The sequence below is a fragment of the Rahnella inusitata genome, assembly GCF_003263515.1.
In the GTDB taxonomy this organism is placed as follows: Bacteria; Pseudomonadota; Gammaproteobacteria; order Enterobacterales; family Enterobacteriaceae; genus Rahnella; species Rahnella inusitata.
This window is the reverse complement of the sequence record NZ_JYDE01000033.1, coordinates 42,894-57,276: the sequence shown is the minus strand read 5'-3', so window position 1 is coordinate 57,276 and position 14,383 is coordinate 42,894. Positions and strand designations below refer to the sequence as shown.

The 14,383-nt window shown below is 50.5% G+C and carries 11 protein-coding genes and 1 pseudogene; 3 read left to right on the top strand and 9 right to left on the bottom strand.

The genetic code is table 11. The features are described 5' to 3' along the window. The first annotated feature begins 564 nt into the window (after positions 1-564). Both pykF and TU92_RS18285 read left to right on the top strand, forming a co-directional pair. Positions 565-1,977, top strand: a complete 1,413-nt coding sequence (gene pykF / locus TU92_RS18290; RefSeq protein WP_112168611.1) for a pyruvate kinase PykF — start codon at positions 565-567, stop codon at positions 1,975-1,977. Between the two features lie 293 nt (positions 1,978-2,270). Beyond that, the gene (locus tag TU92_RS18285) at positions 2,271-2,507 is read left to right on the top strand and encodes a major outer membrane lipoprotein (protein WP_056773575.1); all 237 of its coding nucleotides are present in this window, start codon (positions 2,271-2,273) and stop codon (positions 2,505-2,507) included. Positions 2,508-2,740: 233 nt separating this feature from the next. Here TU92_RS18285 and TU92_RS18280 read toward each other — a convergent pair whose 3' ends face one another. The 7 genes from TU92_RS18280 to sufA all read right to left on the bottom strand — a co-directional run bounded on the left by TU92_RS18280 (position 2,741) and on the right by sufA (position 9,768). After that, complete coding sequence (locus TU92_RS18280; protein WP_112168609.1) at positions 2,741-3,754, bottom strand: L,D-transpeptidase family protein; 1,014 nt, start codon at positions 3,752-3,754, stop codon at positions 2,741-2,743. Between the two features lie 266 nt (positions 3,755-4,020). Then, on the bottom strand, positions 4,021-4,434 hold the full coding sequence (sufE, locus tag TU92_RS18275) for a cysteine desulfuration protein SufE (protein ID WP_112168608.1): 414 nt from the start codon (positions 4,432-4,434) through the stop codon (positions 4,021-4,023). 28 nt (positions 4,435-4,462) lie between these two features. After that, a complete protein-coding gene (gene sufS, locus TU92_RS18270; RefSeq protein ID WP_112168607.1) occupies positions 4,463-5,683 on the bottom strand; it encodes a cysteine desulfurase SufS in 1,221 nt (406 codons plus the stop codon). Next, a complete protein-coding gene (sufD, locus tag TU92_RS18265) occupies positions 5,683-6,984 on the bottom strand; it encodes a Fe-S cluster assembly protein SufD (protein ID WP_112168606.1) in 1,302 nt (433 codons plus the stop codon). Before sufD ends, sufS begins: the two co-directional genes overlap by 1 nt. Then, the gene (sufC, locus tag TU92_RS18260; protein WP_112168605.1) at positions 6,959-7,705 is read right to left on the bottom strand and encodes a Fe-S cluster assembly ATPase SufC; all 747 of its coding nucleotides are present in this window, start codon (positions 7,703-7,705) and stop codon (positions 6,959-6,961) included. The genes sufD and sufC overlap by 26 nt, the downstream gene beginning before the upstream one ends. Before the next feature lie 120 nt (positions 7,706-7,825). After that, positions 7,826-9,349, bottom strand: a complete 1,524-nt coding sequence (gene sufB, locus TU92_RS18255) for a Fe-S cluster assembly protein SufB (RefSeq protein ID WP_112168604.1) — start codon at positions 9,347-9,349, stop codon at positions 7,826-7,828. Positions 9,350-9,396: 47 nt separating this feature from the next. Continuing rightward, the gene (sufA, locus tag TU92_RS18250; protein WP_112168603.1) at positions 9,397-9,768 is read right to left on the bottom strand and encodes a Fe-S cluster assembly scaffold SufA; all 372 of its coding nucleotides are present in this window, start codon (positions 9,766-9,768) and stop codon (positions 9,397-9,399) included. Between the two features lie 455 nt (positions 9,769-10,223). Between sufA and TU92_RS18245 the strand changes: the two genes are divergently transcribed. Continuing rightward, positions 10,224-10,628, top strand: coding sequence for a hypothetical protein (locus TU92_RS18245; protein ID WP_112168602.1), 405 nt, complete (start codon positions 10,224-10,226; stop codon positions 10,626-10,628). Positions 10,629-10,735: 107 nt separating this feature from the next. On the opposite strand, the gene TU92_RS18240 is transcribed toward TU92_RS18245, so the two are convergent. Then, positions 10,736-11,155 (bottom strand): hotdog fold thioesterase, encoded by a 420-nt coding sequence (locus TU92_RS18240; RefSeq protein ID WP_112168601.1) that lies wholly within the window; start codon positions 11,153-11,155, stop codon positions 10,736-10,738. 16 nt (positions 11,156-11,171) lie between these two features. Next, positions 11,172-14,227 (bottom strand): annotated as a pseudogene (ydiJ, locus tag TU92_RS18235) (D-2-hydroxyglutarate dehydrogenase YdiJ). Positions 14,228-14,383 lie beyond the last annotated feature (156 nt).

The following is a 14,383-nucleotide window of genomic DNA, read 5'->3' as shown; positions in this document are numbered from 1 at the left end:
CAACTGTTATTACTCTCTCGCCTTTACCTATGCAGTACTTTCCTGATTCAAACACCTTCATTTCCACAGAGCCTTTACCCCTGATCTTCCCAACGGTATATCGACAGACGCCTTGCGCCCATTGGTCTTCTTGTCGGCTTATTTCGTCTTTGTAGCATTTTCGAAAGTCACGTAACGAAACTGTTATGCCTGTGATTTCCTCGCTGCCCGCTTTGGATATTTGCGCAACAACGCTCAGTCATCTGCTCTAAGCTTGCGCATTATCACGTTTTTTATTTGGTTTCCCACCTCGTTCCCCTCTATAATACGCATCGTCTCTTCGATTGAATGGTTTCAGCCCCTTGATCTGTCGATATCGCACTTATATAAGCGTGACCACTCCCGTAGCGATCTTAAATCGCACTAATCGCTATGCTTTGGCTGAACTAACTACACCATTCCTTTCACAGTCTTCTACGCTTAGTAATGATTTGATCAACCAGGCAAGACTTCAATTCCGCGCGGGCAGCCATGCTGTCAGGCAAACACGTTTCCAATCCATCACAACTTGTAGATAAAATCGTCATGAAAAAGACCAAAATTGTTTGTACCATCGGACCGAAAACTGAATCCGAAGAAATGCTGACCAAACTGCTTGATGCAGGCATGAATGTAATGCGTTTGAACTTCTCTCACGGTGATTACGAAGAGCACGGTCAACGCATTAAGAACATCCGCAACGTGATGGCCGCGACTGGCCACAAAGCAGCTATCCTGTTGGACACCAAAGGTCCTGAAATCCGTACCATGAAACTGGAAGGCGGCAAAGATGCTGCACTGGTTGCGGGCCAGACCTACACTTTCACCACCGACCAGAGCGTAATTGGTAACACTGAACGCGTTGCTGTGACCTACGCTGGCTTTGCTGCCGACCTGAAAATCGGCAACACCATTCTGGTGGACGATGGCCTGATCGGCATGGAAGTGACTAACGTCACCGAAACCGAAGTGACCTGTAAAGTTCTGAACAACGGTGATCTGGGCGAAAACAAAGGCGTTAACCTGCCAGGTGTTTCTATCGCACTGCCAGCACTGGCTGAGAAAGACAAACGCGACCTGATCTTCGGTTGTGAGCAAGGCGTTGACTTCGTTGCTGCCTCTTTCATCCGTAAACGTTCTGACGTTCTGGAAATCCGCGAACACCTGAAAAACCACGGTGGCGAACACATCCAGATCATCTCCAAAATTGAAAACCAGGAAGGCCTGAACAACTTCGACGAAATCCTTGAAGCTTCAGACGGCATCATGGTTGCCCGTGGTGACCTCGGCGTTGAAATCCCGGTTGAAGAAGTTATCTTTGCGCAGAAGATGATGATCGAAAAATGTAACCGTGCACGCAAAGTGGTTATCACCGCAACGCAAATGCTCGATTCCATGATCAAAAACCCACGCCCTACTCGCGCAGAAGCGGGTGACGTTGCTAACGCCATCATCGACGGTACTGATGCCGTGATGCTGTCTGGCGAAAGTGCTAAAGGTAAATACCCGCTGGAAGCTGTGACCATCATGGCGACCATTTGCGCCCGTACAGACCGCGTTATGCAGAGCCGCATCGATGGTCAGAACGACAACCGCAAACTGCGCATTACTGAAGCCGTCTGCCGTGGCGCAGTAGAAACTGCCGAAAAACTGGATGCTCCGTTGATCGTCGTTGCAACCAGCGGTGGTAAATCTGCTAAAGCTGTGCGTAAATACTTCCCGCACGCGACTATCCTGGCGCTGACCACTAACGAAATCACTGCACGTCAGTTAATCCTGACCAAAGGCGTTGTGACTCAACTGGTGAAAGAAATTGCCTCTACTGATGATTTCTATCGCATTGGTAAAGAAGCTGCGATTGAAAGCGGTTTAGCGCAGAAAGGTGATATTGTAGTGATGGTTTCTGGCGCGCTGGTTCAGAGCGGCACGACCAATACTTCTTCGGTGCACGTTGTTTAATTAAAAATGTGACCCAGAGCATGAATAAACGCTGCCTACCGTGGCGTTTATTTTTTCGAAAAGCCTCTTTTTTCTTAAAAAGTGCAGAAAACAGAATGCATGAAATTGGGATAAGTCCCATGGAATACAGCTGTTTTCCCAGCAATTTTTAACTTTTTCGTAAAAAAAGATGCTTCTTTGAGCGAACGATCAAAATATAGCGTTTACCGACAAAAAATTATTCTCATTAGAAAATAGTTTGTGTAATACTTGTAACGCTACATGGAGATTAACTTAATCTAGAGGGTTTTATAATGAATCGCACTAAACTGGTACTGGGCGCTGTAATCCTGGCTTCAACTATGCTGGCTGGTTGTTCAAGCAACGCTAAAATCGATCAACTGTCTTCAGACGTTTCTACTCTGAACTCTAAAGTTGACCAACTGAGCAACGACGTGAACGCAATGCGTTCTGACGTTCAGGCAGCTAAAGACGACGCAGCACGCGCTAACCAACGTCTTGACAACCAAGCTCACGCTTACAAGAAGTAATATTTACTTCTCTAGTTCAATGGCGCACTCAGTGCGCCATTTTTTTTACCTGTAATTTCCCCCGCAGTTATGTCATTGCTCCTCGCCTCTCTCTCATTTGTTTCTGAATAACACTTTTGTGTTACTCATCTCCTCTAAAAGCACCCTCCGCCTCCCGCCAGAGCTTTGGAAATAAAAAAGGAGCCATGATGGCTCCTTTGACAAAAAACGCTTCTGAATGGTTTCAGTACCCTTTACTGCGTACTTGCTGTATCCACTGCAGGTTGTGTGGCCGCTGCGGTCTGCGGTTCGTTGACAGCCGGGGCCGTTCCCGTCGCTTTATCACCGACGCTTACTACCACAGGCATGCCTGAACGCCGTTTAATGGCTTCTTTCACCACCTCAGCATTCGTGTCGTCATGCTTGATGAATTTCTTCATCGCTGCAGTCAGCGCAATCGGTTTGGTCTGCGGATCGTCTTTTTCGGTGTGTGAGAGTGGCTGATGTACTTCGATATAGCGTTTACCGTCAGGTTCGATGTCATATTTGATCGGCTGATTGACGATTTGTACACGAGTCCCTTTAGGCACGGTGTTAAAAAGCGCCTCAATATCATCAGGGCGCAGACGGATACAACCGGAACTCACGCGCATCCCGATACCAAAGTTAGCATTTGTCCCGTGGATCAGGTACTGCCCTGTGCCTGCTGACAAACGCATGGCAAACAGCCCCATCGGGTTCTCCGGCCCCGCTGGCACCATGCTAGGCAGCTTAATACCGTCTTTCAGGTAGGCTTTACGGATATTGGCGGTAGGCGTCCAGGTCGGGTTAGGGATTTTCTGGCTGACCGATGTGATCATCTCTGGGGTGTTACGACCCAACTGGCCAATACCAATCGGATAGACGACGACTTTATCTTCGCCTTTCGGATAGTAGTACAGACGCAATTCCGCGAGGTTGACCACAATACCCTCACGCTTGGTATCAGGTAACAGCATTTGCGAAGGGATGGTCAGCACCGTGCCGGGTTTCGGCAAATAAGGATCGGTGCCCGGATTGGCTTCCAGCATAGCGATCAGGCCGATTTGATATTTGGCGGCAACGGCTTCAAGCGGCTGGCCGTCGTTTGGCACCACATAAGTCGTGTTTTCGCCAATCAGGCGGCTATTATCCGGCGGCAGAGGATATTCTGCTGCACTTGCGGTCAGGGAGTGCGTTGCCATCATTGTGCCAACTAACATTGCCAGAAGGGGTAATGCGCGTCTCATACTCAGTCCTTTTTTGGCCTGCACTCAGACAATCTGAGTCCAGACAATTATCTTGTCTGTCAATACTAGCAGCGCAGAATTTCAGAGCAATCAAACCGCAGAAAATCAGAAAGTTACCTTATCGTTAGGCAGGCATTAAACGTGGCAAAATCGAATTTTAAACAGATGAAAAATCAGGAGTAAAACGGAATGAAGCGAGGGGAAGAACAAAAAAGGCTTTGCTCATTAGCAGACGATTCCTAATGAGCAAAGCGGTCAGTCAGGTGTTAAGCAAGCGCCGCGGCATTCGCGCGGATAGACCGGATCATTGCTTCCAGCCCCTGAGAGCGTGAAGGTGTCAGATGCTGGCTGAGTTCCAGTTCGGTGAAGAACGGACGCACATCCAGCGCTACCACATCACGCGGCGTCAGCCCCTGATAGAGACTGAACACGATAGCCACCAAACCTTTTACAATGGCCGCATCGCTGTCACCTTCGAAAGTCAGTGCACCAGTGTCATCCGTGCGCATAACAATCCACACCTGACTCTGGCAACCGGAAATCAGGTTTTTATCCTGACGATATTCCTCCAGCAGAGCCGGTAACTGGCCACCGAGTTCAATGACATACAGATACTTTTCTTCCCAGTTTGGGCAACGGGAAAAATTTCTGACTAACTTATTTTTATCTGGCAAAGCCATAACAACATCCTGAGCGGGGTTGCCGGGCTTAACCCAACAACCGGTGAATACGTTGCAGTCCTGCGACCAGACGGTCGACTTCTTCGTGGGTATTGTACATCGCAAGCGACGCGCGGCACATAGCCGGAACACCGTAGAAAGACATTAACGGCATCGCACAGTGGTGACCGGTACGGATGGCAATACCGTATTGATCGAGGAAACTGCCCACATCGTAAGCATGATGTTTCCCCAGATTGAACGCAATGACGCCTGAACGGCTGGCAGGACCATAAATATGAATATCCGGTACCTTCGCCATTTGTTCCAGCGCATAAGCCATCAGTTCATTTTCGTAGGCATGGATATTTTCCAGACCCAGCTCAGTCACATACTCCATGGCTGCGCCCAGTCCCATGATGCCACCGGTATTTGGCGTACCGGCTTCAAAACGCCAGGGGGCTGCCGCGAAGGTGGTACCTTCGGTCAGACTGACGTGTTTGATCATAGAACCGCCGCCTTCCCACGGTGGCATCTGATCAAGCAATTCTTTACGACCGTACAGAATACCGATGCCGGTTGGCCCGTAAAGTTTATGCCCCGACCAGACATAAAAATCACAGCCCAACGCCTGAACGTCCACGGCGTAATGCATCACAGCCTGCGCGCCATCTACCAGTACGGTCAGACCGGCGGCTTTAGCCTGAGGAATGATTTTTTCCAGCGGATTCACGGTACCCAGTACGTTCGAAACATGCGCCAGCGTCAGCAATTTCGTACGCGGGGTGATCAGCGCGTCGAGCTGTGCGAGATCAAGCTCACCCTCCGGCGTCAAATGCCAGACGTCGATATGGAGATTGCGCTCTTTCGCCAGCATCTGCCAGGGCACGATATTCGCGTGGTGTTCCATTTCGGTCAGAATAATGCGATCGCCCGGCTGCAACAGTACACGGCCATAAGTATTGGCGACGAGGTTAATGGCCTCCGTGGAACCTTTGACGAAAACAATTTCTTCCGCAGACGCCGCATTCATAAAATGAGCGGCCTGAGTGCGGACGTTTTCCATCTGCTCTGTCGCTTCTGCGCTCATGGTGTGAATGCCGCGGTGAACCGCAGCATAACCTTGTTCGAAGAAAGACATTTCACGTTGAATAACCTGACGCGGTTTCTGTGCGCTGGCTGCGCTGTCAAGATAAGCCAGCGGCTGGCGGTTAACTTCACGGCTCAGCACAGGGAAATCGCTACGTACTCTTTCCAGTGGAAAAGTCATTACTTACCTCGATTGAGTCGACCCGCAATACGGGCAATCACGACGTCACGCAGGGTTTCATTCTCGATGGCTTCCGTCAGTTCAGCAGCAAATGCAAAGATGATCATTTGCTGTGCATCCTGACCGCTAATACCACGGGTACGCAGATAGAAAAGCTGTTCATCGTCGATACGACCGACAGTCGCACCGTGGCTGCATTTCACATCGTCGGCATAAATCTCCAGCTGAGGTTTAGTATCGACCTCAGTATGCTTGCCCAGCAACAAGTTGTTGTTGGTCATCTTGCCGTCGGTTTTAAGTGCGTGCTTCGCCACTTTGATCATGCCGTTGAAGATGGCTTTCGCGCGATCGTTGACGATCACTTTGTGCAACTGGTTGCTGTTGCAATAACCTTTATTGTGTTCCAGATACGTACGGGTATCAGCAATCTCAGTATCAACCGGCAGAACCAGGCTGTTCATGTTGAGATTGGTGTTCTCGCCGTTAAGCTGCGCACTGGTGTTATTACGGGTCAAACCCGCGCCCAGCAGGAAACTGTGGCTGGCGACACGTGCATCACGACCAATAACCAAATCATTATGCGAGAAGTGGAAGCTCGCCTGGCTTTCAAATGCCAGCTTGTAATGCGTGAAATCAGCATTGTCGCCCACGTTTACCGTCATACGCGCACCGGTAAAGTGGCCGTGATCGTTAAGACTCAGGTAATGCTCAATCACTTCAGCGTTAGCGCCGCTTTCGATCGCCATATGATAGCGATGATGGACGGTATTCATTTCACGTGACTGATCACGACCGCTGCTGATGTGTAACAGATACAGCGGTTTATCCGCCTGTTTACCCGCAGGTAAACGCACAGATAGTGGATCCTGCGCCAGACTTTCAGTCAGATGCAAAAACACTTCAGACTGAATCGGAACAGGCAGCGTTTGCTGCGCCGCCGGGTTCAGTTTTTGGATCTCAAACGCGCCCGTTTCAGTATCACTCAGGCTCGCATCGAAGCGGCCATCGACGAATACCAGACGGTAGCAATCCAAAGGCAATGCCAGCGATTTCACGGTTTCAGCCGTTACCGCCTGCTGCTGAGGAGCAAAAAACTGATTGCCCAACAGGGATGAGACCGGCGTATATTTCCAGTCTTCCAGTTTGGCATGCGGAAAACCGAGGCGCAGCACTTGTTGCCAGTGTGCATGTGCGTGAGCAGATTGTTCACCACCGCGGCCTTCAAAAAGACGGTAAAGCTGCTGCATGGCATGTGAACTGCCCGCCGCAGGTACATTACTCTTCGTCGGTAAGCCAGCCATAACCCTGCTCCTCTAACTGTTTAACCAGGCTGAAATCGCCAGATTTTACAATACGTCCCTGATACAGCACGTGCACATAATCAGGCTTGATGTAGTCGAGGATGCGTTGGTAGTGGGTGACAATCACGAATGAACGTTGGCCATCGCGCAGCGCATTGACGCCGTTAGACACAATTTTCAGCGCATCGATGTCCAGACCGGAGTCGGTTTCATCAAGAATGCACAGGCTTGGCTCAAGCGCTGCCATTTGCAGAATATCGTTACGCTTTTTTTCACCGCCGGAGAAACCGACGTTGACGGAACGGGTCAGCAGATCAGCAGGCATTTTCAGCATGGCAATCTTCTCTTCAATGAAATCCGCGAAGTCAAAGCGGTCCATCGGCGGCAGATTACGGTATTTACGCACTGCGTTAACTGAAGTTTGCAGGAAGAAATGGTTGGTCACACCCGGGATTTCTACCGGGTATTGGAACGCCATGAACACACCTTCACCCGCGCGGTCTTCCGGCGCAAGATCCAGCAAAACTTTACCATTGAACATTACGGAACCCTCGGTCACTTCGTAATCTTCACGGCCAGCCAGTGTCGCGGAGAGTGTACTTTTACCTGAGCCGTTCGGGCCCATGATGGCGTGTACTTCTCCCGGTTTGATCTCCAGATCAAGTCCCTTAAGAATTTCCTTTTCTTCGACACGGACCTTCAAATTCTTGATGCTTAACATACGTATCCTTGAGTTTGCGCCTGCGCGCTCATAATTCTGATTATGCTTTGACTGTGCTGAACTCAAACCTGTTCGTCGCCGCGTCACACCACGTAACAACGACAGGAAAAGACGCCGGAATTACCCGACGCTGTGTTCAAGGCTGATCGCCAGCAGTTTCTGTGCTTCGACAGCAAACTCCAGCGGCAGCTCGGAAAAGACATCTTTACAGAAACCGTTAACAATCATGGAAATCGCGTCATCTTCGCTGATACCACGTTGCAGGCAATAGAATAGCTGGTCATCACCGATTTTAGACGTCGTGGCTTCATGCTCCAGTTGCGCGGTGTTATTGCGCACTTCGACATACGGGAAGGTATGTGCGGCGCTGTCCGGACCGATCAGCATGGAGTCACACTGGGTAAAGTTACGGGCATTTTCAGCACCCGGCAGAATCTTCACCAGACCACGATAGCTATTCTGGCTGTGACCTGCGGAGATACCCTTAGAGATGATCGTCGATTTGGTATTTTTACCAATGTGAATCATCTTGGTCCCGGTGTCTGCCTGCTGCTTGCCACTGGTCAGCGCAACGGAGAAGAATTCGCCAATCGAGTTATCACCTTTAAGGATAACGCTTGGGTATTTCCAGGTGATCGCAGAGCCAGTTTCAGACTGCGTCCAGGACATCTTCGACCCTGCGCCTTCGCACAATGCACGTTTGGTCACGAAGTTGAGGATCCCGCCGCTGCTGTCTTTGCTGCCGGAGAACCAGTTCTGCACGGTGGAGTATTTCACTTCAGCGTCTTTATGCAGAATGACTTCGACGACTGCGGCGTGCAGCTGATAGGTATCACGCACCGGTGCTGAACAACCTTCGATGTAGCTGACGTAGCTACCTTCGTCGGCAATCAGGATAGTACGTTCGAACTGACCGGTTTTGGCCGCGTTGATACGAAAATAGGTCGACAGCTCCATCGGACAGCGCACGCCTTTTGGAACGTAAACAAAGGTGCCGTCGGAGGCGACCGCAGCGTTCAGCGCAGCAAAGAAGTTATCCTGCGCGGGCACAACGGTACCGAGGTATTTGCGAACCAGATCCGGATATTCGTGAATGGCTTCGCCGAATGAGCAGAAAATGACGCCGGATTCCGCCAGCTTCTCACGGTACGTCGTGGAAACAGAAACGGAGTCGAAAATTGCATCGACGGCCACTTCTTTCCCTTCACGTACCGGAACACCCAGCTGCTCAAAGGCTTTTTCCACTTCGCTGGTCAGGTAGTTTTTACCATCAAGCGCCGGAATGCCGTGAGAATCTGCGGGTGGCTGTTGCGTAGCACCTGGCTGAGAACCACAGGTATCATCACAGCTGCCACAAGATGGCGCGGAATAATAGCTATAATCCTGATAATCGAGAGGCGTGTAATACGCTTTCAACCAGTGCGGCTCTTCCATTTTCAGCCAAGCATGATAAGCCTGCAGACGGAACTCCAGCATCCACTCAGGTTCGTTGCGTTTCGCGGAGATCGCGCGAACCACATCTTCGTTGATGCCTGATGCTAGTTCATCGGTTGCCAGCTGGGTAAAGAACCCTTCTTTATAATTCGTTCCCTCGCCGACCCAAGACTGCACATCGTCTGGAATTTCTACGTTGCTTCGTGACATGTTGGTTACATCGCTTTGTTTACAATAATCTTAAAAACGGCCGGTGCTTACAGGCCGAAACTTTCGCCACACCCGCAGGCATGCTGAGCTTTAGGATTATTGAATTTAAATATCTGATTCAGCCCTTCGCGGACGAAATCCACCTCGGTTCCGTCTATGAAAGGCATCGCCTTCAGCGGAACAAACAGCAAAGCGCCGTCATGCTCAAACACCAGGTCATCGCTGGCCGGTTGTTTGGTTAAATCCAGAACGTAGCCAAAGCCAGCGCAGCCCGATTGTTTCACCGAGAGCTGAAGACCTTTGACTTCTGGATCCTGGGTCATCAGGGTTTTCACCTGTTTCGCCGCAGCATCAGTCAGGATCACGCCTTGCCAAACGTTGTCGTCTAAAGAGAACGAGCCGACAGTTTCAGTTTGCATCTGTCTTACCTCATAGTTTTACGGTCATAGACAAGACCTATTGTCTCTATTCTAGTGATAACATTTATCACTTCAACCTCTTGTTTTAAGAGGGTATAGCGATGACCCACGAGGAACGCCACTCAATGTGCATCGGCTTTGGGTCTGGCTGCCGGCGGGTCTTGGACACCGCAACCATCAACTGATTGAATAAGTTGTCAATTTTTTGTTAAAAAACGCAAAATTAACCTTATAAAGATCATGGTTTAATAGCTTTCATTAGGTCTATTATAAAACATTCATCGGAAATGCCTATTTATGAATTCACCCTAAACGCAATAATAAGGCTCTTTTTGTTTACTCATTTTCGCGGAAAAATGAAAAAACCGATGAAAACGTTGATCCGGTTATTTTTTGACAATATGATGTGCATTCTTTGATAATGATTATCATTAAGATAAACCGGAATACTGAGAATGGCTCAATCGGTAAATGCGTGGTTGCAAAGTAAGATCGACGAATACAAATCCAGTGTCCGCGATGCCACCGTGGATTTCTATATGGCGGATGCCGCCTTACGCCGCTCTGACGCACACCTCTGCCAGCTAAAACGCCTCAACAGCATTTGTCTGGACATGGCCAATTTATGCCTGCAAAACGGGGATGATCACAGTTATCTGCATGCGTTATGCAAGCTGCATAACCGCCTGATTCTGGAAATAAACAGTGTCGGTCGTTGCGAACTCTTCCGTGTTCAGAGCTATCATTTTGCGCGGCATACGCTCAAACTCATTTGTCAGTATTATGCCATGATGGGCATCTGGGAAAAAGCGACAGCCTTCCAAACAGACTTTGCCAAACGCGTCCCCTATCATCTTTGATTGCGTTTCAATGCGTTAGCTGATGAATACTGCGAATAAAAAAGGCGGACAACTTTTCAGCCTGTCCGCCCCTTCTGTTTTCTACCTGCCTGACTCATTCACTCAGATCATCTATCGATAACCATCGTTGTCAGCCTGGATACACAGCAAAGCCCACCCTGCTGATCGAAAATTTCAATCTGCCAGACCTGGCTGCGACGACCGGCGCGTAACGCACGGCATACCCCACGGACATGCCCTTCCCGCGCTGACTTCATGTGGCTGGCATTGATTTCCACGCCAACCACCGTCTGTGTACCTTCGCTGCACAGATATCCCGCCATCGAGCCCATGGTTTCAGCCAGTACGACGGATGCCCCACCGTGCAACAAACCGAAAGGCTGAGTCGTACGTTCATCCACCGGCATTGTAGCTTCAAGAAAATCCTCGCCCAGCTGGGTGAACACAATTCCTACGTGCCCGACCATGCATCCCTGACTACCTGCATTGAGCGCATCAAGGGTGGTGGTTCTTTTCCAAAATGACATCGTGCTTCCTTAAGTATCAGGGAATGATTTCCAGTAAAGCCTGCAAAGGATGTCGGACTCCGTTGCCTTCAATACGTTTGACCTGACTGCGGCAGGAGTAGCCGGTCGCCAGGCAGCGCTGACGCGGCAGGCGCTGTAAAGACGTGTGCCATGAGAGCTCGTAAATTCCCAGCGAGTTTTGCAGGTTTTTGGTTTCGTGACCGTAAGTTCCGGCCATTCCACAGCAGCCCACGCTGACATTTTCAAGCTTAGCGCCGTAGCGGGCAAAAATATCCCCCCACTGCTTACCGCTGGTTGGCAACGCCGTGCTTTCAGTGCAGTGTCCGAACAGATACCAGGGCTCACCGCTCTGCTGTTGTGGTGGACGTTCTGCCAGCCACGTATCTAACCATTCGTGTACCAACTGAACCTGGAACGAACCGCGGGCATCCCCGAGAATTTCCTTATATTCATCGCGATAACACAGCACCAGCGCCGGATCGACTCCCACCAGTGGCATGCCTAACTGAGCTACACGGTTAAGGAACTGAGAAGTTTTCTTCGCGGTTTTTGCAAAGCGTTGCAGGAAGCCTTTAATGTGCTGCGCTTTACCGTTCGGTGAAAACGGCAGCAGTACAGGTTTCAGACCCAGTTTTTCGATAAGCCGGATGAAATCAGCCACGACCTGCGCATCGTAAAAACTGGTAAATGGATCCTGCACCACCAGAACATATTCACCGCGCTGCGCCGGAGATATTTTCTCCAGCTGTTCGAGCGTCATCGTGCTGGCACGATGACCCAGCAGTTGCTCTCGCAGCGTCGGTGTAGACAGCAAAGGCAGGTCTACCATGCCGATGCTTTTACGGCTCATTTCCCGCACCCATGGCTGTTTCAGGAAGAAGTTAAACAGCTTCGGTGCTTTGGCCATCAGCGGCGCATAACTCTCAACGCTCGCGACGACATGGTCGCGCGCCGGGCGCAGATAACGGGTGTGATAAAGCTGAAGGAAACGCGAGCGGAAGCCGGGTACGTCAATCTTAATCGGGCACTGGGTGGAACAGGCTTTGCAGGCCAGACAACCTGACATCGCCTCTTTCACTTCATGGGAAAAATCATATTCACCTTTGTTGGCGTGCCAGGTATTACGCGTGCGGTCGATGAGAGTGCGGAAACTCAGCCCTTTCTCCGGCAAGGCATTTTCCAACGCCAGCGGATCAACACCCTGCTCAGATAGCAAACGCAGCCATTCACGGACTAATCCTGCCCGTCCTTTTGGAGAATGAATACGGCTACCGGTGATTTTCATCGACGGACACATCGGGCTTTTCACATCAAAGTTGAAGCAAAGACCGTTACCGTTACATTCCATTGCACCACGGAACGACTGACGTACTTCCAGCGGAATGCGGCGATCCAGCGTGCCACGTTTTGCCGCATCGACTTTCATCATCGGCTCATCGCAATCAAGTGGCGCGCAAATTTTACCTGGATTCAAACGGTTATCCGGGTCAAACGCCGTTTTAATCCGGCGAAGCTCATGGAACAATTCCTCACCGAAAAATGCCGGACTGTATTCTGCCCGGAAACCTTTGCCGTGCTCGCCCCACAGCAGGCCGCCATATTTCGCGGTCAGTGCAACGACTTCATCTGAAATTTGCTTTAGCAGCATTTCCTGCTGCGGATCACACATATCGAGCGCCGGACGTACATGCAGTACGCCGGCATCGACGTGCCCGAACATGCCATAACTCAGATTATGACTGTCCAGCAGCGCGCGAAATTCAACGATATAGTCAGCCAGATGCTGCGGCGGCACGCAGGTATCTTCCGCAAACGGCAGGGGTTTGGCCTGCCCTTTCGCATTGCCCAGTAGTCCGACCGCTTTCTTACGCATATTATAAATGCGCTCAATACCGGCAAGATCGGCACAAATCTGATAACCAATCACGCCGCCTTCCTGGTCACTCATCAGTCCGTCGAGGCGTTCACAGAGTGTGCTGACCTGAGCTTCAATCAGATCCGCGTCGTCACCGGCGAACTCAACGATGTTAAGCCCCTGCATGTCTTTGCCATCGACGTCTTTGATATATTCGCGAACGCTGTGCCAGACGATATCTTCGCGCGCCAGATTCAGCACTTTGGAATCCACGGTTTCTACCGACAGCGCTTTGGCTTCGACCATTACCGGCGCATTGCGCAGTGCGGAATTAAAGGAGTCGTATTTAATGTTGACCAGACGGCGCACTTTCGGGATTGGCGTGATATTCAGACGCGCTTCAGTAATAAAGGCCAGTGAACCTTCCGAGCCGGTGAGGATACGGGTCAGATTGAAGGTTTGCAGATCATCACTTAAAACGTGACGTAAATCGTAGCCGGTAAGGAAGCGATTGAGTTTCGGGAATTTTTCGATCACCAGCGCGCGGTTATCACGGCAACTGTCGAGTACAGTGCGGTAGATGCGGCCGATAACAGAATCCTCTTCGCCGAGTTTATCGGCCAGCGCCGCGGGTATTGCCGTGGTGTCTAGCATGTCGCCACCGAGCACAATGGCGCGCACACCCAGCACGTGGTCTGAGGTTTTGCCATAGACCAGCGAACCCTGACCGGACGCATCGGTATTGATCATTCCGCCAAGTGTTGCGCGGTTACTGGTAGACAGCTCCGGCGAGAAGAAATAACCCAGCGGGCGCAAATAATCGTTGAGCTGGTCTTTAATCACACCGGCCTCGACCCTAACCCAACCTTGTTCAGTATTAATATCGAGAATTCGGTTCATATGACGGGACATATCAACCACAATCCCGCGATTCAATGACTGACCGTTAGTGCCGGTGCCCCCGCGCGCGGCGTGAAGACCAACGTTTTAAAACGTTCCTGCCCTGCCAGGCGTGCTATCAGGGCAACGTCAGAGGTTGCCAGTGGAAACAGAACCGCATCCGGTAAGAGCTGATATACGCTGTTGTCAGTGGCCATCGTCAGACGGTCGGCATATGTGGTGGTGAGATCACCGGTAAATCCGTCGTTTTTTAAGGCTTCCAAAAAATCGAGCACCAGCTGGATAACACCCGGCGCCTGAGAAATCTGTGGGATCATTGAATTATGACTCTGTCTTTGTTGTATGCCTGGCAAGCGCTAAGCGATTTGCCGGATCTGCGGGGCAGATCCACCCTGTTCTTTACCCAGATTAAAAACTAACATACTTCTTTTTTAAGCGCTCCGTCTGGTTAACCATTGTTGCATTTGTTTCAT

What these genes read in the sequence shown, in the direction of transcription:
- pykF (WP_112168611.1), top strand. Translation starts at nt 565, where the DNA reads ATGAAAAAGACCAAAATTGTTTGTACCATCGGACCGAAAACTGAATCC.
- TU92_RS18285 (WP_056773575.1), top strand. Translation starts at nt 2,271, where the DNA reads ATGAATCGCACTAAACTGGTACTGGGCGCTGTAATCCTGGCTTCAACT.
- TU92_RS18280 (WP_112168609.1), bottom strand. Translation starts at nt 3,754, where the DNA reads ATGAGACGCGCATTACCCCTTCTGGCAATGTTAGTTGGCACAATGATG.
- sufE (WP_112168608.1), bottom strand. Translation starts at nt 4,434, where the DNA reads ATGGCTTTGCCAGATAAAAATAAGTTAGTCAGAAATTTTTCCCGTTGC.
- sufS (WP_112168607.1), bottom strand. Translation starts at nt 5,683, where the DNA reads ATGACTTTTCCACTGGAAAGAGTACGTAGCGATTTCCCTGTGCTGAGC.
- sufD (WP_112168606.1), bottom strand. Translation starts at nt 6,984, where the DNA reads ATGGCTGGCTTACCGACGAAGAGTAATGTACCTGCGGCGGGCAGTTCA.
- sufC (WP_112168605.1), bottom strand. Translation starts at nt 7,705, where the DNA reads ATGTTAAGCATCAAGAATTTGAAGGTCCGTGTCGAAGAAAAGGAAATT.
- sufB (WP_112168604.1), bottom strand. Translation starts at nt 9,349, where the DNA reads ATGTCACGAAGCAACGTAGAAATTCCAGACGATGTGCAGTCTTGGGTC.
- sufA (WP_112168603.1), bottom strand. Translation starts at nt 9,768, where the DNA reads ATGCAAACTGAAACTGTCGGCTCGTTCTCTTTAGACGACAACGTTTGG.
- TU92_RS18245 (WP_112168602.1), top strand. Translation starts at nt 10,224, where the DNA reads ATGGCTCAATCGGTAAATGCGTGGTTGCAAAGTAAGATCGACGAATAC.
- TU92_RS18240 (WP_112168601.1), bottom strand. Translation starts at nt 11,155, where the DNA reads ATGTCATTTTGGAAAAGAACCACCACCCTTGATGCGCTCAATGCAGGT.